Source organism: Amycolatopsis coloradensis (genome assembly GCF_037997115.1).
In the GTDB taxonomy this organism is placed as follows: Bacteria; Actinomycetota; Actinomycetes; order Mycobacteriales; family Pseudonocardiaceae; genus Amycolatopsis; species Amycolatopsis coloradensis_A.
Genome location: NZ_CP150484.1, coordinates 3127133 through 3147067 on the forward strand (window position 1 = coordinate 3127133; position 19935 = coordinate 3147067).

The 19935-nt window shown below is 68.2% G+C and carries 19 protein-coding genes; 10 read left to right on the top strand and 9 right to left on the bottom strand.

Features of this window, described 5'->3' with window-relative positions:
* Positions 1-7: 7 nt before the first annotated feature.
* Entirely contained in the window at positions 8-229 is a 222-nt protein-coding gene (locus tag LCL61_RS14930; RefSeq protein ID WP_126736070.1) for a helix-turn-helix transcriptional regulator, read from the bottom strand.
* Complete coding sequence (locus tag LCL61_RS14935; RefSeq protein ID WP_340688586.1) at positions 223-645, bottom strand: hypothetical protein; 423 nt, start codon at positions 643-645, stop codon at positions 223-225. The genes LCL61_RS14930 and LCL61_RS14935 overlap by 7 nt, the downstream gene beginning before the upstream one ends.
* Before the next feature lie 115 nt (positions 646-760).
* On the opposite strand from LCL61_RS14935, the gene LCL61_RS14940 reads away from it, so the two are divergent.
* On the top strand, positions 761-1657 hold the full coding sequence (locus tag LCL61_RS14940) for an LLM class flavin-dependent oxidoreductase (RefSeq protein WP_340687375.1): 897 nt from the start codon (positions 761-763) through the stop codon (positions 1655-1657).
* 75 nt (positions 1658-1732) lie between these two features.
* The gene (locus LCL61_RS14945; RefSeq protein WP_340687376.1) at positions 1733-2119 is read left to right on the top strand and encodes a PASTA domain-containing protein; all 387 of its coding nucleotides are present in this window, start codon (positions 1733-1735) and stop codon (positions 2117-2119) included.
* A gap of 12 nt (positions 2120-2131) precedes the next feature.
* Here the strand turns inward: LCL61_RS14945 and LCL61_RS14950 are convergent, their stop codons facing one another.
* Positions 2132-2518, bottom strand: a complete 387-nt coding sequence (locus LCL61_RS14950) for a MarR family winged helix-turn-helix transcriptional regulator (RefSeq protein ID WP_126736066.1) — start codon at positions 2516-2518, stop codon at positions 2132-2134.
* An 86-nt stretch (positions 2519-2604) separates the two neighbouring features.
* Between LCL61_RS14950 and LCL61_RS14955 the strand changes: the two genes are divergently transcribed.
* Positions 2605-4062: an MFS transporter gene (locus LCL61_RS14955; protein ID WP_340687377.1), complete on the top strand. Its 1458-nt coding sequence runs from the start codon at positions 2605-2607 to the stop codon at positions 4060-4062.
* A 49-nt stretch (positions 4063-4111) separates the two neighbouring features.
* Here LCL61_RS14955 and LCL61_RS14960 read toward each other — a convergent pair whose 3' ends face one another.
* Positions 4112-5362, bottom strand: a complete 1251-nt coding sequence (locus LCL61_RS14960) for a cytochrome P450 (RefSeq protein ID WP_340687378.1) — start codon at positions 5360-5362, stop codon at positions 4112-4114.
* Between the two features lie 48 nt (positions 5363-5410).
* On the opposite strand from LCL61_RS14960, the gene LCL61_RS14965 reads away from it, so the two are divergent.
* Positions 5411-6139, top strand: coding sequence for an alpha/beta fold hydrolase (locus tag LCL61_RS14965; protein WP_340687379.1), 729 nt, complete (start codon positions 5411-5413; stop codon positions 6137-6139).
* A gap of 54 nt (positions 6140-6193) precedes the next feature.
* On the opposite strand, the gene LCL61_RS14970 is transcribed toward LCL61_RS14965, so the two are convergent.
* The 3 genes from LCL61_RS14970 to LCL61_RS14980 form a co-directional block, all read right to left on the bottom strand.
* Complete coding sequence (locus LCL61_RS14970; protein ID WP_340687380.1) at positions 6194-7630, bottom strand: PLP-dependent aminotransferase family protein; 1437 nt, start codon at positions 7628-7630, stop codon at positions 6194-6196.
* Between the two features lie 12 nt (positions 7631-7642).
* Positions 7643-11251: a methionine synthase gene (gene metH / locus LCL61_RS14975; RefSeq protein ID WP_340687381.1), complete on the bottom strand. Its 3609-nt coding sequence runs from the start codon at positions 11249-11251 to the stop codon at positions 7643-7645.
* Between the two features lie 144 nt (positions 11252-11395).
* Positions 11396-12484: an acyltransferase gene (locus LCL61_RS14980; protein WP_340687382.1), complete on the bottom strand. Its 1089-nt coding sequence runs from the start codon at positions 12482-12484 to the stop codon at positions 11396-11398.
* 278 nt (positions 12485-12762) lie between these two features.
* Here LCL61_RS14980 and LCL61_RS14985 point away from each other — a divergent pair, with 278 nt between their 5' ends.
* Together LCL61_RS14985 and LCL61_RS14990 are read left to right on the top strand one after the other, a co-directional pair.
* Complete coding sequence (locus LCL61_RS14985; RefSeq protein ID WP_340687383.1) at positions 12763-13281, top strand: hypothetical protein; 519 nt, start codon at positions 12763-12765, stop codon at positions 13279-13281.
* Positions 13278-13760 (top strand): hypothetical protein, encoded by a 483-nt coding sequence (locus LCL61_RS14990; protein WP_340687384.1) that lies wholly within the window; start codon positions 13278-13280, stop codon positions 13758-13760. Before LCL61_RS14985 ends, LCL61_RS14990 begins: the two co-directional genes overlap by 4 nt.
* Positions 13761-13802: 42 nt before the next feature.
* Here LCL61_RS14990 and LCL61_RS14995 read toward each other — a convergent pair whose 3' ends face one another.
* Positions 13803-14474 (bottom strand): peptidylprolyl isomerase, encoded by a 672-nt coding sequence (locus tag LCL61_RS14995; RefSeq protein ID WP_340687385.1) that lies wholly within the window; start codon positions 14472-14474, stop codon positions 13803-13805.
* Between the two features lie 706 nt (positions 14475-15180).
* On the opposite strand from LCL61_RS14995, the gene LCL61_RS15000 reads away from it, so the two are divergent.
* A complete protein-coding gene (locus LCL61_RS15000; protein ID WP_340687386.1) occupies positions 15181-15783 on the top strand; it encodes a hypothetical protein in 603 nt (200 codons plus the stop codon).
* Positions 15784-15795: 12 nt separating this feature from the next.
* Here the strand turns inward: LCL61_RS15000 and LCL61_RS15005 are convergent, their stop codons facing one another.
* Positions 15796-16065 (bottom strand): DUF2631 domain-containing protein, encoded by a 270-nt coding sequence (locus LCL61_RS15005; protein ID WP_034311011.1) that lies wholly within the window; start codon positions 16063-16065, stop codon positions 15796-15798.
* Positions 16066-16160: 95 nt separating this feature from the next.
* Between LCL61_RS15005 and dxr the strand changes: the two genes are divergently transcribed.
* The 3 genes from dxr (at position 16161) to ispG (ending at position 19881) form a co-directional block, all read left to right on the top strand.
* Positions 16161-17366 carry a 1-deoxy-D-xylulose-5-phosphate reductoisomerase gene (gene dxr, locus LCL61_RS15010; protein ID WP_340687387.1) on the top strand — a complete coding sequence of 402 codons (1206 nt, stop codon included), beginning with the start codon at positions 16161-16163 and terminating at the stop codon, positions 17364-17366.
* Between the two features lie 3 nt (positions 17367-17369).
* Positions 17370-18611: a site-2 protease family protein gene (locus tag LCL61_RS15015; protein WP_340687388.1), complete on the top strand. Its 1242-nt coding sequence runs from the start codon at positions 17370-17372 to the stop codon at positions 18609-18611.
* Between the two features lie 118 nt (positions 18612-18729).
* Positions 18730-19881: a flavodoxin-dependent (E)-4-hydroxy-3-methylbut-2-enyl-diphosphate synthase gene (gene ispG, locus LCL61_RS15020; protein ID WP_167373562.1), complete on the top strand. Its 1152-nt coding sequence runs from the start codon at positions 18730-18732 to the stop codon at positions 19879-19881.
* The last annotated feature ends 54 nt before the right edge of the window (positions 19882-19935 follow it).

A 19935-nucleotide genomic window follows, 5' to 3' on the forward strand; every position in this document is an offset into this window, starting at 1 on the left:
GGCGGCCTCATTCCTGGTCTGGGTACTGGAAAACGTCGTCGAGCGCGACGCCGAACACCCTGGCGATCCGGAAGGCCATCTCCAAGGACGGCGAGTAGCGGCCCTGTTCGATGGCGATCACCGTCTGGCGGGTGGCGCCGATCCGGTCCGCGAGTTCGGCCTGGGTCATCTCACCCTTCGCGAACCGCAGGGCGCGGATGGAGTTCGTGACCTTGGTCGGTTTCACCATGCCTGGAATCCCCAGCGGTAGGCGGCGATCTTCGCGATCGAGCCGAGCAGGGAGGACAGGACGAAGGCGAGGTACACGGTGTTGGCGATCCAGAAGTGGTCCAGCTCCGCCATCGCCATGACGAGCGCCGCGACACCGCCGATCACGACGAACGACTGTCCGATGTACTCGCCGAACCGGCCGATCTCGCGGTCGCGCTGGTCCTTGCGGCCCGCGTCACGCGGTGAGGTGATCGCGGCCGCGACGTTCAGCACGATCGAAGCCACGATGGCCGCGCCGATCGTCCACAACAACGGTGCCACGTAAGGGATGTCGACGAGCGGGCCGGAGCCCGCCCGGCGGAGGACGACGATCAGGTACGCGGCATAGCCGAAGACCGTGACCACCACCATGATCCACGCACGTTTCTCTTCCATCGCCACGAAGTCCAAGGTAAAGAGTTCTGGACATCATGTCAAATATTCTTTACTTCGACACCGGCAAGTAGTTCGTGATACAAATAGTGCGTACTACGAACTTGAGGAGTGATTGATGACACTGTTCGGATTCGGGCTCGAAACCGCCGTCGGCGAGGTGGAAGACCTCTTGCGGCACGCCGAACAGGCCGACCGCGCGGGACTGGACCTGGTCAGCCTGTCCGATCACCCGTACTTCGCCGACCGGCTCGACGCCTACGCGGCGCTGGGCGTGATCCTCGGCCGGACGTCGCGGGTCACGGCCGCGGTCAACGTGACCAACCTGCCGAGCCGTCCCGCGCCGATGCTGGCGAGGACGATCACGTCGCTTTCGGCGCTCTCGGGTGGCCGGGTCGCGCTCGGCATCGGCGCGGGCGGGCTCTGGCGGGAGATCGCCAAACTCGGCGTCGGGCACCGGACGCCCGCCGAGGCGGTCCGGGCGATGGGTGAGGCGATCACCCTGATCAAGGCGCTTTCCGGCGGCGGGGCACCGGTGACCTTCGAGGGGGAGTTCTACTCCGTCGACGGCCTGGTGCCGGCGGCCGCGCCCGCGCCCCCGATCTGGACGGGTGCCGTCGGGCCCAAATCCCTCGCGGTGACCGGAAAACTCGCCGACGGGTGGATCCCAGGGCACGCCGCGGACTGGCTCAGCCCGCGGTTCGCCGAATCCCGTCCGGTGATCGACCAGGCCGCCATCGACGCGGGCCGCGACCCCGGCGAGGTCGCCACCATCTACAACTTCCCTGGTCGCATAACGGAAAAGCCCACGGCGTCGCCGCGTGACGACGAGGGGCGGTGGGTCGGTGGTTCGCCGGAGCAGTGGGTCGAGGAACTGGTCACGGCGGTGCGTGACCACGGCGCCGCGGGGTTCATCTACTTCCCGGTCGAAGACGGGACCACGACTGACAGCGCGCTCGGCCGTTGGGGGAACGAGATCGTCCCGGTGATCCGCGAGGAGCTCGCCCGGAATTGACCCGGTCGGGTGTTAACGGTCCGCGGTCCGAGGCCGACTCCACTCGGTCTCGCTGTCTCAGAGTGGAGTACGGGAATGCCGAAGATCGTCGCCCTGTTCCTCGTCGCCGGTGTCGCCGTGCTGACCGCTTGCGGCACCCCGGGCACGCGGCCGGCGGCACCGTCGACGGTGACCGAGACGGCCGTCAGTGTTCAGCGACCGGCGGAGACCGGCGGGCCTGCGTCTTCCGTCGCTCGTCTGATCGTCGTCCCCGATGTTTCGGGGATGAACCATCAGGCCGCGCAGGACGCGATGCAGGCGGCGGGCCTGTACAACCTGCGCGAAGTCGACGGAACAGGGAAAGGCCGGATGCTCGCGATGGACCGGAACTGGGTTCAGACGGGACAGGATCCGGCGCCCGGGACGAAGGTGACCGCGGACGCGGTGATCACCCTGACCGCCGTCAAAATCGGCGAGAAGTGAGGCCTCCGGGCTTCAGGCTTCTACGGTGAGGGTCTCTTCGAGGGTCGCCCGGTGCGTCGGCTTCGCCTCTTCGTAGCGACGGCGGCCTTCGTCGGTCACGACGACGAAGATCCCGCGCCGATCCGACTCGCAGAGCGCGCGCTGGACGAGCCCTTCGCGCTCGAGGCGGGCGACGAGGCGTGAGGTTGCGCTCTGGCTCAGGTGCACGACCTCGGTCAGGTCGGCCGCGCGGCATTTGCCGACGACGCAGGTGACCAGTCGTTCCAGGGCTTCGAACTCGGTGACACCGAGGCCGTGGCGCTCCTGGAGGCGGCACTCGAGGCGGCCGAAGACCGCCGCATGCCGGGCGGAAAGTTCGCGCCACTCCTGCAGCAGGTCTTGTTCGGCGACGTCGCTCACGCGGCCCAAGATAGCATGCACGTGAATTTTATGCAAAGTCATTAAATGCGCTTGCATTAGATGCGCGTGCATGTACTGTACGGATCATGAGTTCTTCCGTGCAGCTGTCCACCAGCTCGACAAGGTGGGACGCGCGCCTCTGGGGTGTCCTGCTCACTGTGTCCGTCGTCGTTGGCCTCGACGCGCTCGACGTGTCGATGGTCGCCGTCGCCCTCCCGTCCATCCAGGCCGAACTCGGCCTCTCCACCGGTGCCCTGCAATGGATCATCAGCGCCTACGTGCTCGGCTACGGCGGCCTGCTGCTCCTCGGCGGGCGCACCGCCGACCTGCTCGGCAGGCGCCGGGTCTTCCTCGTCGCCGTCGCGGTCTTCGCGCTCGCTTCCCTGCTCGGCGGCCTCGTCGACGACGGCGCGCTGCTGATCGCCACCCGCTTCATCAAGGGTCTCGCCGCCGCGTTCACCGCGCCGGCCGCGTTGTCCATCATCACCACGACCTTCCACGAAGGCCCCGCCCGCAACCGGGCGATCAGCATCTTCGCCGTCTTCGGTGCCAGCGGTTACTCCGCGGGCCTCGTCTTCTCCGGTCTGCTCACCCAGGTGGGCTGGCGCTGGACGTTCCTCCTGCCCGTCCCGATCGCGCTCGCCGCGCTGGCCGCCGCGATCAAGCTGATCCCGTCCTACTCGCCGCAGACCGGTGGCGGCTACGACTTCCCGGGCGCGATCACCGGTGCCGCCGGTTCGCTCCTGCTGGTCTTCGCCGTGGTCGAGGCACCGGAGATCGGCTGGGCCGCGCCGCGGACGCTGATCTCGTTCGCCCTCGCGCTCGCCCTGCTCGTCACCTTCGTGTTCATCGAGAAGCGCAGCAAGCACCCGCTGCTCCGGCTCGGCATCCTGCGCTCCGGCCCGCTGGCCCGCGCCAACCTCGGTGGCGCGACGTTCTTCGGCGCCTACATCGGTTTCCAGTTCGTCGTCATGCTGTACCTGCAGAACGTGCTGGGCTGGTCCGCGTTGCAGACCGCGCTCGGGTTCCTGCCCGCCGCGCTGATCGTGGCCTTCGGTTCGCCGAGGATCGAGCCGCTGATCGACCGGCTCGGCACCCCGCGCACGATCCTCGCCGGTGTCGTCGCCCACGTCATCGGGTACGCGCTGTTCCTGCGGATCGACGAGGGCTCCAGCTACGCCGGTTCGGTGCTGCCGAGCATGATCCTGCTGGGTATCGGCTTCATGCTGGCGTTCTCCTCGCTGAACATCCAGGCGACCAACGGCATCTCCGACGACGAGCAGGGGCTCGCCGGCGGGCTGCTGAACACGTCGATCCAGGTCGGCGGCGCGATCGGGCTCGCCATCGTGACCGCGGTCCTGACCGGGAACTCCGGCGGCGCCACCGGCTCGGCCGCGCTGCTGAACGGTCTGGCGCCCGCGCTCACCGTGGTCACCGGTATCGCCGTGATCAGTGTCCTGGTGGCACTGTCCGGAGTCGTCGGCCTGCGCAAGGCCGAAGCCCGCTCCACCGTCGCCGAACCGGAGTTCGCCGCGGCCGAATGACCAGGGGTGATGGCCCCTTCCCGCGCTCGGGGGCGGGAAGGGGCCGTCGCTACCAGCGGATCGGCAGCGCTTTCAGCCCGTTCTGGAAGTTCGACCGCAACCGCACCGGTTCCCCGGCGGGTTCGACCTCGCCGAGCAGGTCCAGGACCGCTTCGAACATCGCGCGCAGCTGCACCCTGGCGAGCTGGGCGCCGAGGCAGAAATGCGGGCCGTGCCCGAAGGTCAGGTGATCGTTGGGAGCGCGGCCGATGTCGAAGCGGTCCGGATCCTCGAAAACGGTCTCGTCACGGTTCGCGGCGGAGAACCAGACGACCACCTTTTCGCCCGCGCGGATGTCCACATCGGACAGAACGACGTCCTCGGTCGCGGTCCGGCGGAAATGCATGACCGGACACCACCACCGCAGCATCTCCTCCACCGCACCGGGGAGCAGGGAACGGTCGGCGAGCAGCCGCCGGTACTGATCCGGATGCGACAGCAGCGCCTGCATCCCGCCGGGGATGCCGTTGCGCAGCGTTTCATTGCCCGCCACGGAAAACAGCCAGAACAGGTTCTCGAACTCCGCGATCGAGACCCGGCCGCCGTCCTCCACGTGACCCATGAGGTTGCTCATCACGTCCTCGCCCGGGTTCCGGCGTTTGTACTCGCCGAGCGCGGTGGCGTACGCGTAGAGATCCGGCATCCCCGCGCGAGTGCGCGGATCGGGCATCGATCCGTCCGGCCCCGGAACCGGCCGGACCGCCAGCGCCGCCCGCGCGAGATCGGTGACCTCGTCCGCGTCGACGGTCGCGCTCACCGCGTAGTCGGCGTCCTGATAGCCGATCACGCGATTGCTCCAGTCGTACATCAGCCGCCGGTCCTGTTCGGGGATCCCGAAGACCTCGGCGAGCGTCAGCAGCGGGAGATCGGCGGCGACCGCCGCGAAATCGCACTCGCCGTCCGCGCGGACGCCGGCGATCAGCTCCCTCGCCCAGCCCTGGATCCGCTCGGTCAGCCTGGCGACCGCGCGCGGCGTGAACGCCTTGGTGAGCAGGCCCCGCAGCCGGGCGTGCTCGGGCGGATCCATGTTGAGCATCATCCGGCGGACGTAACCGAGGTCCTGCTCGGTCGCCGGATCCCGGATCTGTGTCCCGCCCAGCCGCGACGAGAACAGCTTCGGGTTCCTGAGCACGTGTTTGACGTCCGAATGCCGCAGCACGGCCCAGAAATCGTCGACGCGCACGACCGGTGACCCCCGGCGCAGCGACGCGAGGTGCTCGTACGGCACGCCCCGGGTGTAGACATCCGGATCGGTGATCACGCCTCCGACCCTAGCCCGCGGACGGGGGACTGCGGAAAGATCCGTCCGGTGGACACGCTGAAGATGCGCACCGCCGGAACCGAAGGCCCCGCCGTGCTCCTGCTGCACGGCCTCGGCGCGACAGGAGCGGTCTGGGACGGCCTCATGGCGCAGCCGGGATATCGCTGGCTGGCGCCCGATCTGCCCGGTCACGGGGGATCGCCCCGGTTACCGCACTACTCGTTCGGCGGACTGGCCGCGGCGGTCGCCGACGCGCTCCCGGAACGCGGTCCGGTGCTGGTGGTCGGCCATTCGCTCGGCGGTGTGGTCGGGCTCGCGCTGGCCTCCGGCTGGTTCGGGGTGAAGGTCGCCGGGGTGCTCGCGGTCGGCGTCAAGGTCGAATGGAGTGAGTCCGACCTCGCGCGGGCGGCCGCCATGGCGGCGAAACCGCCGCGAGTGTTCCCGGCGCGGGAAGACGCCGAACGCGGCTTCCTCAAGATCGCCGGTCTGGCAGGCCTCACCGGCGCGGATCCCGACGGCGTGGTCGAAACCGAAGGTGGCTGGCGGTTGGCGCTGGACCCCCGCGCGTTCGCCGTCGGCGCTCCCGACATGCGCGGACTGCTCGGCGCGGCACGCTGCCCGGTCGTCCTCGCGGCAGGGGAGCACGACCCCATGAGCCGCCCCGAGCAGCTTCGCGCGCTCAGCCCTTTCACCGTCGAGTTCCCCGGACTGGGCCACAACGCCCACGTCGAAGACCCGTCCGCGCTCCTGCCCTTCCCCAGGCAGTTCGTCCTCTGAATGCGGTAGTTCGCCATCGAACCACCGCATTCAGAGGGCGAAATGCGGTGGTGGCTAGCGCCTGAGCCTGCCCAGGACGGCGATGCCCTCGGCGATGTCGCTCGCCGGGCTCGCCCCGTAACCGAGGACGAGCCCCGGATTCATCGGCCGCTGACAGTGCCACGACAGCGGCTGCACCTTCACCCCCTGATCCAGCGCGGCGGCGGCGAAGTCGAGATCGGAGAACTCCGCGTCGAAGGTGATCGTCAGGTGCAGCCCGGCGGCGGCGCCGTGCACCACGGCGTCCGGGAGATGCGTCCGGAGCGCGTCGATCATCGCGTCCCGGCGGCGGCGGTGCCGCTTGCGCACGAACCGCAGCTGCCGCTCCATCTCACCGGACTCCATCAGATGCGCGAGTACCAGCTGCGGGAGGACGGCGTTGCCCAGGTCGGCGAACCGTTTGGCCGCGACCACCTCGTCCCGGTACCGCGGCGGAACCAGCATCCAGCCCACCCGGAGCGCGGGGGCGAGCCACTTCGACACACTGCCCGCGTAACAGACCTGCTCGGCGAGCATCGAGCGCAGCGCGGGGACCGGCGGACGGTCGTAGCGGTGCTCGGCGTCGTAGTCGTCCTCGATGATCAGCCCGCCGTCCGCGGCCCAGCGCATGAGCTCGCGACGGCGTTCCCCGCCGAGCACGACACCCGTCGGGAACTGGTGCGCCGGCGTGAGCAGCACGGCGGGCGCGCCGCTGCGCACGAGCTCGCCGACGTCGATCCCGTCTTCGTCGACGCGGATCGGCGGCGTCGCCAGCCGCCGGTCGTGCAGATGCTGCCGCGCGCCCAGCGAACTCGGATCCTCGACCGCGATCTCGGAGATCCCGGTGTCGCACAGCACCTGGGCCAGCAGGCCGAGGCCCTGCGCGACACCGGCGACGATCAGCACGTCGTCGGCGTCGGCGGTGATCCCCCGGGTGCGGGCGATCCAGTGCGCGATCGCGAGCCGCAACGCGGGCGCGCCCCGCGGGTCGCCGTAGCCGAAATCCGCCGCCGAAAGGTTGTTGAGCACGGTGCGTTCGGCGCGGAGCCAGGCCGTTCGCGGGAACGCCGTCAGATCCGGCACGCCGGGGGACAGGTCGATCCTCGCCGGGGTCGACCGCAGCGAGTCGAAGACGCCGATCCCGGGCGCGCGCTGGAAGATCGTGCCCGCGGACGGGGGACCGGGCGCCATCTGCTCCTTCGTCCGGGCAGGCGCCGCGACGACCACCGTGCCCGCGCGGCCGCGTCCGGCGACATGACCGTCCTCGACCAGCCGCTGGTAGGCCTCGGTGACCACACCGCGGGAGACCCGCAGGTCCGCGGCCAGCGCCCTGGTCGCGGGCAGCCTGCTGCCGACCGGCAGGCGGCCGTCGGAGATGGCGTGCCGCAACCGCGACGCCAGCCAGTCCGACCGGCGTCCCGGCGGGGCGTCCCCGATGTCCAGCTGCAGGAAGTCCGAGCCTTCGGCGGTCACCTGATCATTGTGTCATTCGGGCTCGTAGGCGAGGTTCGGGCGCAGCCACTGCTCCACAGTGGACAGTTCGAGACCGCGGCGGGCGGCGTAGTCCTCGATCTGGTCCTTGCCCAGCCGTCCGACGGTGAAGTACCGCGAATCGGGGTGGGCGAAGATCAGCCCGCTGACGCTCGCCGCCGGCGTCATCGCGAACGACTCGGTCAGCCCCATCCCGAGCCGGTCGGAATCGAGCAGTTCGAACAGCTCCCGCTTCTCGCTGTGGTCCGGGCTCGCCGGGTAGCCCAGCGCCGGGCGGATGCCGCGGAACCTTTCGGCGTGCAGGTCCTCCAGCTTCGGATCGGCGTCGGGCTCGAACCAGTCCCTCCGGGCCTGGAGGTGGAGGTGCTCGGCGAACGCCTCGGCGAGCCGGTCCGCGAGCGCCTTCACCATGATGGCGCGGTAGTCGTCCTGCTTCGCCTCGAACTCGGCCGCGAAGTCCTCGGCGCCGAGGATGGTGACCGCGAAGCCGCCGAGGTGATCGCCCGCGCCGGCCGGGGCGATGTAGTCCGCCAGGCAGCGGTTGGGGCGCGACAGCGGCTTCTTGGTCTGCTGGCGCAGCATCGGGAACTTGACGCCCGACTCCAGGATGATGTCGTCACCCTCGGAGTGCGCCGGCCAGAACGCGTACGCGCCCTTCGCCTGAAACCGCTCTTCGGCGATGATCTGGTCCATCAGGGTGTTCGCGTCGTCGAACAGTTCGCGCGCCACCGGATTTTCCAGGATCGCCGGGTACTTGCCCTTCAGCTCCCAGGCCAGGAACAGGAAGGTCCAGTCGATCATCTCGCGCAGCTCGGTGAGCGACGGCGAGACGTACCGGACGCCGGTGAACGAGGGCGTCGGGATGTCGTCGAAGGAGACCTTCTCCGGGTTCGCCCTCGCCTGCTCGACCGTCAGCAACGGCGTCCGCTGCTTGTTCGCGTGCTGGACGCGCAGCTCTTCCTGGTCCTCGCGGTTCTTCTTGTCGAGGATTTCGGCGCGGTCGGCGTCGAGCAGGTCGCCGACGACGCCGACGACGCGGGAGGCGTCGAGGACGTGCACGGTCGTGTGCTCGTACGCGGGCGCGATGCGGACCGCGGTGTGCTGGCGCGACGTGGTCGCGCCGCCGATCAGCAGAGGCAGCTTCAGCCCACGCCGCTCCATTTCGGCGGCGACGTTGACCATCTCGTCCAGTGACGGCGTGATCAGGCCCGAGAGCCCGATGGCGTCGGCGCCTTCGGAGACGGCGGTGTCCAGGATGACCGAAGCCGGGACCATCACGCCGAGGTCGATCACCTCGTAGTTGTTGCAGCCGAGGACGACGCCGACGATGTTCTTGCCGATGTCGTGCACGTCGCCCTTGACCGTCGCCAGGACGACCTTCCCGTTGCCCTGGCGGGTCTCGATCCGGCCTTCGAGGCGTGCCTTCTCCTTCTCGGCCTCCATGAACGGTTCGAGGTAGGCCACCGACCGCTTCATCACGCGCGCGCTCTTGACCACCTGCGGCAGGAACATCTTGCCCGAGCCGAACAGGTCGCCGACGATCTTCATGCCGTCCATGAGGGGGCCTTCGATGACCTCCAGCGGCCTCGGCAGCTTCTGGCGCGCTTCCTCGGTGTCCTCTTCGATGTAGTCGACGATGCCGTGCACCAGCGCGTGGCTCAGCCGTGCCTCGACCGTGTTCTCGCGCCAGGAGAGGTCGACCGTGCGCTGGGTCCCCTTGCCGTTGACCGTTTCCGCGAACGTGACCAGCCTGTCGGTGGCGTCCTCGCGGCGGTCGAAGAGCACGTCCTCGACCAGCTCCAGCAGATCCTTGGGGATGTCTTCGTAGACCGCGAGCTGCCCGGCGTTGACGATGCCCATGTCCAGCCCGGCGCGCACCGCGTGCAGCAGGAAGGCCGAGTGCATCGCCTCACGCACGACGTTGTTGCCGCGGAAGGAGAACGAGAGGTTCGAGATACCGCCACTGATGTGCACGCCGGGGCAGCGTTCCTTGATCCGCGGCAGCGCGTCGATGAACGCCTTGGCGTACCCGTTGTGCTCGGAGATACCGGTCGCGACCGCGAGCACGTTCGGGTCGAAGATGATGTCCTCGGCGACGAAACCGGCTTGCTGGGTGAGCAGGTCGTAGGCGCGGGCGCAGATTTCGACCTTCCGGTCGGCGGTGTCGGCCTGGCCCTGTTCGTCGAAGGCCATCACGACCACGCCCGCGCCGTAGTCGCGGATGCGCCGGGCCTGCTGGAGGAACTGCTCCTCGCCCTCCTTGAGGCTGATCGAGTTGACGACTCCCTTGCCCTGCACGCATTTCAGCCCGGCCTCGAGCACCGTCCAGCGCGAGCTGTCGATCATGATCGGCAGCCGGGCGACCTCGGGTTCGGTGGCGATGAGGTTCAGGAACGTGGTCATCGCCTTTTCGCTGTCGAGCAGGTCGGCGTCCATGTTGACGTCCAGCAGGTTCGCCCCGCCGCGGACCTGCTCCAGCGCGACGTCGACGGCGGCCTGGTGGTCGTCGGCCTCGATCAGCTTGCGGAACTTGGCGGATCCGGTGACGTTGGTCCGCTCGCCGATCATGACGAACCCGGTGTCCTTGCCGATCTCGAACGGCTCGAGCCCGCTGAACCGGGTGTGCGGCTTCGGGGCCGGGACGTTCCGCGGCGCCATCCCGCGGACGGCGTCGGCGATCTCCTTGATATGCGCGGGGGTCGTGCCGCAGCAGCCGCCGACGACGTTGACCATCCCCGCCGTGGCGAAGTCGCCGAGCAGGCCGCCGGTCTCCTCGGGCGTCTGGTCGTACCCGCCGAACGCGTTCGGCAGGCCGGCGTTGGGGTGACAGGCGGTGTACGTGCCCGCGAGGCGGGACAGTTCGGCGATGTGCGGGCGCATCTCCTCGGCGCCCAGCGAACAGTTGACGCCGACGAGCAGCGGATCCGCGTGCTCGATGGAGCTCCAGAAGGCCTCCACCGTCTGTCCGGACAGCGTCCGGCCGCTCAGGTCGACGATCGTCACCGAGATCCACAGCGGCAGATGCGGCGCGACGTCGCGGGCGGCGGCGATCGCGGCCTTGCAGTTGAGCGTGTCGAAGATCGTCTCGATGAGCAGCAGGTCCACGCCGCCCTCGGCGAGTGCCTTGATCTGGTCGGCGTACGCGGCGTACACCTCGTCGAAGGTGACCGCGCGGAACGCCGGATCCTCGACCTTGGGCGACAGCGACAACGTGACGTTCAGCGGCCCGACCGACCCGGCGACGAACTTCCCGCCCGCCGCGTCCGCCGCCTCGCGGGCGATCTGGGCGCCGCGGAGATTCATCTCGTACGCGAGGTGCTCGAGCCCGTAGTCCGCCTGGCCGATCGTGGTGGCGGTGAACGTGTTCGTGGTCGTGATGTCCGCGCCGGCGTCCAGATACTGGCGGTGGATGTCGCGCACGACGTCCGGCCTCGTGATGTTCAGCAGGTCGGGGTCGCCGGTGATGTCACGGGGGTGGTCCTGGAACCGCTCGGTGCGGTAGTCCTCCGGCTTGAGGCCGGCGTTCTGGAGCATCGACCCCCACGCCCCGTCAAGCACGACGATGCGCTCATCCAGCAGCTTTCGCAGGGCGGTCGTTTTCATCCAGCGCTCCTCCCATGTCGTGGGAGGCGCCCTTGCGGTGAAGTCCGGGGCCGAGCGTGGCGGACCCGGCGGTCCGTTGCAGCGCCTCTCGACCTTGGTGCCCAAGACTACCGGATCAGGACAAGCGCACTTCGCCTGAATTGTTCACCCGCTGGCCAAGGCGGGTTCGACGTCCCGCACTGTGAGACGGGGCGGTGACGGCCTGCGCCGGGCCACGATCTTGCGGCCGACGTCGATCATCGGCACCTCGACCCAGCGGTAGAGGACGTCCGAGATGACCAGTGCGACGACGGTCACGGCGACCGCGGTCAAGGTCCGATGCGTGCCCAGTTGGGGGATCGACAAGGCGACCACGGTCGCCGCCACCCCCTGCAGGAGGTACACGGAGTACGACCGCTCGCCGAGGAACCGCATCGGCGGGGTGGAGAAGAGCCAGGCGATCGGACCGCGCGGGACCAGCGAGGTGATGAACAGTGCGACCAGTACTGCGTACGTGGTGCCGCCGATCGTGCCGCCGTCCTGAAAGAAGTCCTGGATGTCGATCACGTGGAGCTGAAGGACCACGAGAGCCGCGAGCAGGACGAAGGAGGCGATGGGATGGGTGAAGACGCGGAGGACCGCGAAGCCCCTGCGATAGTGGAGGCCGATGGCGAGGGTGCAACCGATGATGATGGGCGAGTAGGCGCCGGCGTACGGCATCACCGGGATCAACGCGATCATGAGCGCGACCAGCCCGATCGCCAGGCCGAGCCGCTTCGGGAAGCTCAGTGCCGCGATACCGAAGGCCAAGAACGGCCAGACGAGGTAGAACTTCTGCTCGACGCCCAGCGTCCACGACTGGCCGAAGGGCGCGTTGTGGGCGAATTCGTTCGTGAAGGTCAGGAAGTACGGCATCGCCCCGGAGAGCCCGCTGGAGGTGTACTGGCCGCGCAGATACGTGAACACCACGATGATGCCCAAAACCGCGAAATAGACCGGAAGAATGCGAAACGTTCGACGGATATAGAAGTTCGCGAGCGAGATCTTGCCGTTTCGGTCTTCTTCGCGCAGCGCCAGTGTGGTGATCAGGAAGCCGGAAAGAACGAAGAACAGGTGGACGCCGATCCACCCGTTGGCCATGGCCCACGACGGTCCTCCGTAGTGGAACACCACCACGAGGAGCGCGGCGATCGCGCGCAGCCCGTCGAGGGCCGGGAATCTCTTCGTGGACAGGTACTGCTCGTGAGTCATCATGTTTTAACCCCCAGGAGCGTCACCGGTAGTCGGGCCGATGCGGACGCGTCACTCTAAAGGGTGAAATACTGGTTCCTGTGAGGGGGCTGTGTGTTTTCTGTGCGTAGTACAGACGGCTACAGCGCGTTCCGTTATTCGACAACGGCTGACCGTCATCAATGGTGATCTGTTTTCTTGAAATCGGATCACTGCCTTAAGGATCAAGGGGAAGGCGAGGACGAACTCGGCGTTCCTCGACTTCCTCGATCGGCGCGGGCTAGGGAAAACGGAGGAGGCTCGTGGAGCCTGAAGACCTGAGGGTGTGGATCGAACGGTCGTCCCGGCTGAGCGCCGAGTTCGAGCGAGGGTTCGAGACGAGGTTCGGCTATCCGCCGGGTGAGAACCGAGTTCTCGCGGCTGAAGGTGTCGGCTCTGACGATCTCGAAGAGCTCGCGAAGCTCGGTGTCCCCATCGGACTGCTGGACTTCTACGCTTGCGTCAGAGAGGTGTCGTTGCCGGATCTCGGCAACGGTGTTTTCGTGCATCCGGCGAGACATGTGGTCGCGGGACTGCTCGGTGCTCTGCCCACGCGACTGGCCGGGGCCGCCGAAGGGCGGATTGTCGTTTTCGGATCGGATGGGGGAGGTTCGATGTTCGCCTTGCGCCCGGCCTGCGGATCTGTCTACCGCTTGCGGGGCGGAGCCTTCCTCGACGGTGCCTACGAAGCCGATCGACAGGGAACGGCAGTGGTCGCGAGGGACCTGCGGGAGTTCTTGGACGGCATCCTGAGGGAGCTGGAAGGTCAGGTCCTCGCGTGAGCCTCGAAGCGAGCGAGACGACTTCGGCTCCTTCGCCCGTGACGTGGGAGAAGGTCGATCTGCGAATCGTCACGATCCTGCGTTACGAACCGCCGGTCGAGTCGCTGGACTCGCCGCACAGCGCGAAGCTCGAACTGACGGGCGCGGGTGGACTCGAAGGACCGGGAACTCCAAGGCTGCCCGCCGTGAAACGGAATTCCCGTCGAATCAGCTGGATTTCGACGCTGATTTCCGTCATCGACGGAGGTTCGGACCGGATCGATCACCATCCGTGTCCGCGTTGCGAGAAGAACCGTTCGGAAGTCAGGTATCTCGGCTATCCGGAGACTCGTCTCGCCACGGTCTATCTCTGGTGCACTGCGTGTCTGCACGGCATTCAGATCTCGCGTGCCCGCGCTCCGGAAGGGATGACGCTGTACCAGATCAAGGATCCGGCGTCGGCCGACGGGATTCCCGACTTCGTCCGGCATCAGCCCTGAGCGTGCTCGCTGAATTCGGCGGGCTGAGATCCCTGCCGTTAATCAGAAACCGACGGTCGCTTTCTGGATCTTCACCGGCTTCGCGGGCAGCCCGTCGGCGGGTCCGTTCGGATCGGTCGGGATGATGCCGTTCGCCACGATCCGGTCCAGCACCTCCATACCGCGCACGACCTTGCCCATCACCGAGTAGTTCTTCGGGATGTTCGCGAACGAGTGCACGATGAAGAACTCGCTGCCGTTGGTGCCGGGACCCTGGTTGCCCATGGCGATGGTGCCGCGCTCGTAGGTTTCGGTGCCGTCGACCTCGTCCGGGAATTTGTAGCCCGGCCCGCCCTTCTCGGCTTCGTAGATGTCGCCGCACTGAAGGACACCGAGGCGCGACGAGTTCGTCAGGCGCCAGCACTGGCTGTGGTCGTAGAAGCGCTGCAGGGCCAGGCTCGCCAGGTTGTGGACGGCGCACGGGGCGGCGCCGGCGCGGTTCAGCCGGACGGTCACCGGGCCGTAGTTGAAGCGGAAGGTGACGTCGACGGTGCCGCGGGTGAACGCGAAGGGGAGCGGGCGCAGCACCGGGCGGGCCGCGGGGTTCTCCGGCGTCGGCGTGAACTCGCAGCGCACGATCGGCACCGAAGACGCGGGCGCTGCGGTGGCGATGCCCGGCAGCAGGACGGCGGCGAGAGCGGAAACGACAGCGGTGACACCCCAGCGCAGCTTCATGAGGGGGAACCTAACCCAAAAGGGTGGTCGTCGGGTAGCGCTTCACGCGGGGGCGCTGGACCTGCTGCGGTCCACGCGCTCGTGAGTAGCGGTCTGGCTGCGGGGTCGATCCGTGAAGGCCTCCTTGCCTACCCTGAAGGTAGTGAAGGAGGCCTTCACTACCTCCGGACATCTGCGCGAATTGTTCTTTCCGTCACAAGGGGGTCTGCCCGTAGAATGGGGCGATGTCGGGGGACGAGCCAAAGAAAACCGATGACGAGCCGGACTACAAGAAGTGGGGCGTCATCGTCGGCACGATCAGCGGGGTTTTCGCCATTCTGGCGGCCGTCAATACGCTGACCGGGTTCAATCCGTTGAAGGGCCTCGCGCCCGCCCCTGCCAGCCAGACGTCGGCTTCACGGCCGCTCGCCGCGGCCACGAGCGTGCCGCGGACCACCGTGTCGCGGCCGATCCGGGAACCGGCGCGGACCACGGAGGAGGCGCCCGCCACCCGGGCCGCCAGGACGACGCCACCGGCACGGCCCGATTTCCAGGTCCGCTCATCGCAGTGGAACGGACCGNGCCCCCTTCCTTGCGCCTGACGCAAGGAAGGGGGCCTTCATGTACTTCGGGCGGGTGAGGGTGGCGGTGAGTCATCGGTCCAGGTGGTCGTGACCGCCGATTCGGGTTAGAACACGAATCGCCACTCACGACCGCCTGGAGCCGCATGTTCACCGCCGCGTACCTCGCCCTTTCCCTCGTCCTGCTCCCGCCCACCGAGATCCGGCCCGACCAGGTCGAACACGTCGCCTTGCCGTGCGTCCAGACGGGCGCGTCCGCCGACGACGCGGATACGGCGGGAGCGCTCAACCGGCAACTCGCCACCAAGATGCGCGGCTACATGAACCCGTACAACACGTCGTGCGCCAGAGTGATCGTCGAAACCGTCCAGAGAGCGGGGCTCAACGATCGCGCGGCGGCCATCGCGATCGCCACGGTGATCGTCGAGTCGAGCATCGCCAACCTCGACGGCGGCCTCGGCGACTCGGTCGGGCTCTTCCAGCAGCGCGCGAGCTGGGGGAGTTTCGAGCAGCGGACGGACCCGGTATGGGCGACCGGCAGGTTCCTCGCCGTGATGCGGCAGTTCTACCCGAACGACTCCTGGAACAACGCCGCCATCGGGGACGTCGCCGCGGCGGTCCAGCGGCCGGCGGCGAAGTACCGGCATCGCTACGGGGTCGAGGCAGGCGACGCGGTCAAGATCGTCAACGAGCTGTGGTCCCAGAACGGCCAATGGCCCCTGCCCACGAAGGTGGACAGAGGCCATTGAGTCGTGAAGAAGCTACTTGCGCCAGGCCGTGCGCTGCTTGCGGATGTCCAGCACGAGGCCGAACACGAGCAGCAGGGAGAGGCCGATCAGCCACAGGTTCTCGGTCCAGCCGTGGTGGTTGCCGTACAGCATCACCAGCAGGATGATCGCGCTCAGCCAGCCCGCGATCCGCGTCGCCTTCGGGAAGGAACCGTGCCAGCCCCACTCGGCCGACGGCTCGTCGCGGGGGTCAACGGTGTCGACGCCCACCCGGCCGCGCTTTTCGACCGCCTTGCTCGCCACGATCAACTCCTCAAAACCCGATGGTTCGCTTGCTCGCGAATGATCCCACACCTGGCTGCACGCGCCCGACGGGCCCCAAGCGACAATGAGCCCCGATGACTACCTCGCGAAGTGTGCTCGTGCTCGGTTCGACCGGATCGGTCGGCGCCCAGGCCCTCGACGTCGCGGCCCGTAACCCGGAGCTGTTCCGGGTCGCCGGGATCGCCGCGGGCGGCTCCGACCCCGCCGCGCTGGCCGCGCAGGCCCTGGCGCACCAGGTCGACGCCGTGGCGATCAGCAGGCCGACGGCCGTGGAAGACCTGCAGCTCGCGCTGTACGCCGAGGCCCAGAAGCGCGGCTACAACCGCGGCGACTTCAAGCTCCCGCGTATCTTCGCCGGGGCCGACGCCGTCGTCGAGATGATCGACGCCACCCCGGTCGACGTCGTGCTCAACGCGCTCCCCGGCTCACAGGGGCTCCCGCCGACCCTGCACGCGCTCGCCACCGGCGCCACGCTCGCGCTGGCCAACAAGGAGTCGCTGATCGCGGGCGGACCGCTGGTGCTGGCCGCGGCCAAACCCGGCCAGATCGTCCCGGTCGACTCCGAGCACTCCGCGATCGCCCAGGCCTTGCGCGCCGGCCGCGAAGCCGAGGTCGCCCGGCTGGTGCTCACCGCGTCGGGCGGCCCCTTCCGTGGCCGCAAACGCGAGGAACTCGCCGACGTCACCGTCGAGCAGGCGATGGCGCATCCGACCTGGTCGATGGGCCCGCTCATCACGATCAACTCGTCCACTTTGGTCAACAAGGGGCTGGAGCTGATCGAGGCGAAGCTCCTGTTCGACATCGAGACCGACCGCATCGACGTGGTGGTCCACCCGCAGTCGATCATCCACTCGATGGTGACCTTCGTGGACGGCTCGACGATCGCCCAGGCCAGCCCGCCCGACATGCGGCTGCCGATCGCGCTGGCCCTGCACTGGCCGGATCGCGTCCCCGGCGCCGCGGCCGCGTGCGTCTGGGACAAGCCCGCGAGCTGGACCTTCGAGCCGCTGGACAACGAAGCGTTCCCCGCCGTCGAGCTGGCGAGGCACGCCGGGACGGTCGGGGGCTGCGTCCCGGCGGTCTACAACGCGGCGAACGAGGAACTGGTGGCCGCCTTCCTGGCACAGAACACCGGCTTCACCTCGATTGTGGACACTATTGCCCAGGTGGTGGAAGCCGCCGACGAATGGCGTCGTGAACCTCGCGACGTGGATGACGTACTAGCTGCCGAGCGCTGGGCTCGCGCGCGTGCCGGTGCGCTGATCGGTAAGGGGAAGTAGCGCGTGGTCTTCATTCTCGGGATCGTGCTGTTCGCGCTGGGCATCTGCCTGTCGGTCGCGCTGCACGAGGCCGGCCACATGTGGGCGGCGAAAGCCTTCGGCATGAAGGTCCGGCGCTACTTCATCGGCTTCGGGCCGACGATCTTCTCCTTCCGTCGCGGTGAGACCGAGTACGGCATGAAGTGGATCCCGCTCGGCGGGTTCTGCGACATCGCGGGCATGACCGCGCTCGACGAGGTGACCCCGGAAGAGTCGAAGCGCGCGATGTGGCGCTTCAAGACCTGGAAGCGCACCGTCGTCATGTCGGCGGGCTCGGCGATGCACTTCATCCTCGGTTTCATCATCCTGTACTTGATGGCCGTCACCATGGGCTTGCCGAATCCGGCCGCGCAGGCCGCTCCCACCGAGGCCGTGATCAGCGCCACGTCGTGCGCCCGCGCGGCCACCACCGTGGAGCAGCTGAACGACACGGCCTGCCCGCCCGGCGCCCCGACCCCCGCGAAGACCGCCGGCCTCCAGGCTGGCGACAAGGTCGTCTCCGTAGCGGGCAAGCCGATCAAGACCTGGCGCGAAATGCTCGCCGCCGTCCAGGTCGCCAGTGGCCCGACGCCGTTCGTGGTCGAGCGGAACGGGCAGCGGCTGAACCTGACCGTCGACGTGCCGAGGGTGCAGCGGCTGGTCGCCGACGGTTCCAACAACACCACGGTCAAGGACGTCGGCATGATCGGCGCCTCGCCGATCCAGAACACCGCGCCGCCGCTGCTGAGCTACGGCCCCGTCGACGCGGTCGGGGCGACGTTCTCCTTCACCGGCACGATGTTCTCCGAGACCGCCAAGCGGCTGATCGAGTTCCCGTCGCGGATCCCCGCGGTGGTGGATTCCATCTTCGGCGGCGAGCGCGACCCGAACACCCCGGTCAGCGTGGTCGGTGCCAGCCGTATCGGTGGCGAGGCCGCCGAGCGCGGTCTGTGGGAGATCTTCGTGCTCCTGCTGGCGAGCCTGAACTTCTTCATCGGCGTGTTCAACCTGCTGCCGCTGCTCCCGCTCGACGGCGGGCATATCGCGGTCGTCTGGTACGAGCGGGTGCGGGACTGGTTCCGGAAACTGCGCGGCAAGGCGGCGGGCGGACCGGTCGACTACACGAAGCTGTCCGCGGTCACGATGGTGCTCGTCTTCATCGGCGGCGCGGTGACTCTGCTCACCGTCACCGCCGACATCGTGAATCCGGTCAAGCTGTTCCAGTGACGCGGGAGGACGGTGACGGAGCGCGCTGTCAGCGTCGTTGGGCTGCCCAGGTAATGCTGCTCACCGTGACGGCTGACGTCGTGTATGTCCGCCGATCGGGGTAGGTACGCTTGAAGGCGTGACTGTCGCTCTTGGTATGCCAGCGCTTCCTCCTCCCGTCCTCTCCGAGCGTCGCAAGACCCGACAGCTGCAGGTCGGGCCGGTCGGCGTGGGCAGCGAGCACCCGATTTCGGTGCAGTCGATGACCACCACGCTCACTTCCGACGTCAACGCGACGCTGCAGCAGATCGCCGAGCTGACCGCTGCGGGCTGTGACATCGTGCGCGTCGCGTGCCCTTCGGCGGACGACGCCGAGGCGCTGCCCGCGATCGCGAAGAAGTCGCAGATCCCGGTGATCGCCGACATCCACTTCCAGCCGAAGTACGTCTTCGCCGCGATCGAGGCGGGCTGCGCGGCGGTCCGGGTGAACCCGGGCAACATCCGCAAGTTCGACGACCAGGTCAAGGAGATCGCACGGGCCGCGAAGGATCACGGCACCCCGATCCGGATCGGCGTCAACGCGGGTTCGCTGGACAAGCGGATCATGGACAAGTACGGCAAGGCGACCCCGGAGGCGCTGGCCGAGTCGGCGCTGTGGGAGGCGTCGCTGTTCGCCGAGCACGACTTCTACGACGTGAAGATCTCCGTGAAGCACAACGACCCGGTGGTCATGGTGCGCGCGTACGAGATCCTCGCCGAGCAGTGCGACTACCCGCTGCACCTCGGCGTCACCGAGGCGGGCCCGGCGTTCCAGGGCACCATCAAGTCGGCCGTGGCCTTCGGCGCGCTGCTGCGCCAGGGCATCGGCGACACCATCCGCGTTTCGCTGTCCGCGCCGCCGGTGGAAGAGGTCAAGGTCGGGATCCAGATCCTGCAGTCGCTGAACCTCAAGGAGCGCAAGCTCGAGATCGTCTCCTGTCCCTCGTGCGGCCGCGCGCAGGTGGACGTCTACACGCTCGCCGAGCAGGTCACCGCCGGGCTGGAGGGCATGGAGGTCCCGCTGCGCGTCGCGGTCATGGGCTGCGTCGTCAACGGGCCCGGCGAGGCGCGCGAGGCCGATCTCGGCGTCGCCTCGGGCAACGGCAAGGGCCAGATCTTCGTCAAGGGCGAGGTCATCAAGACCGTGCCCGAGCACGCGATCGTCGAGACGCTGATCGAAGAGGCCATGCGCATCGCCGAGGAGTCGGGCCAGACGATCGGCGAGGGAGAGCCCACCGTCACCGTCGGCTGACTGGTCGAGACAAGTGCAATGAAAGGCCCCTTCAGCGCAAAATTTGAGATCGGA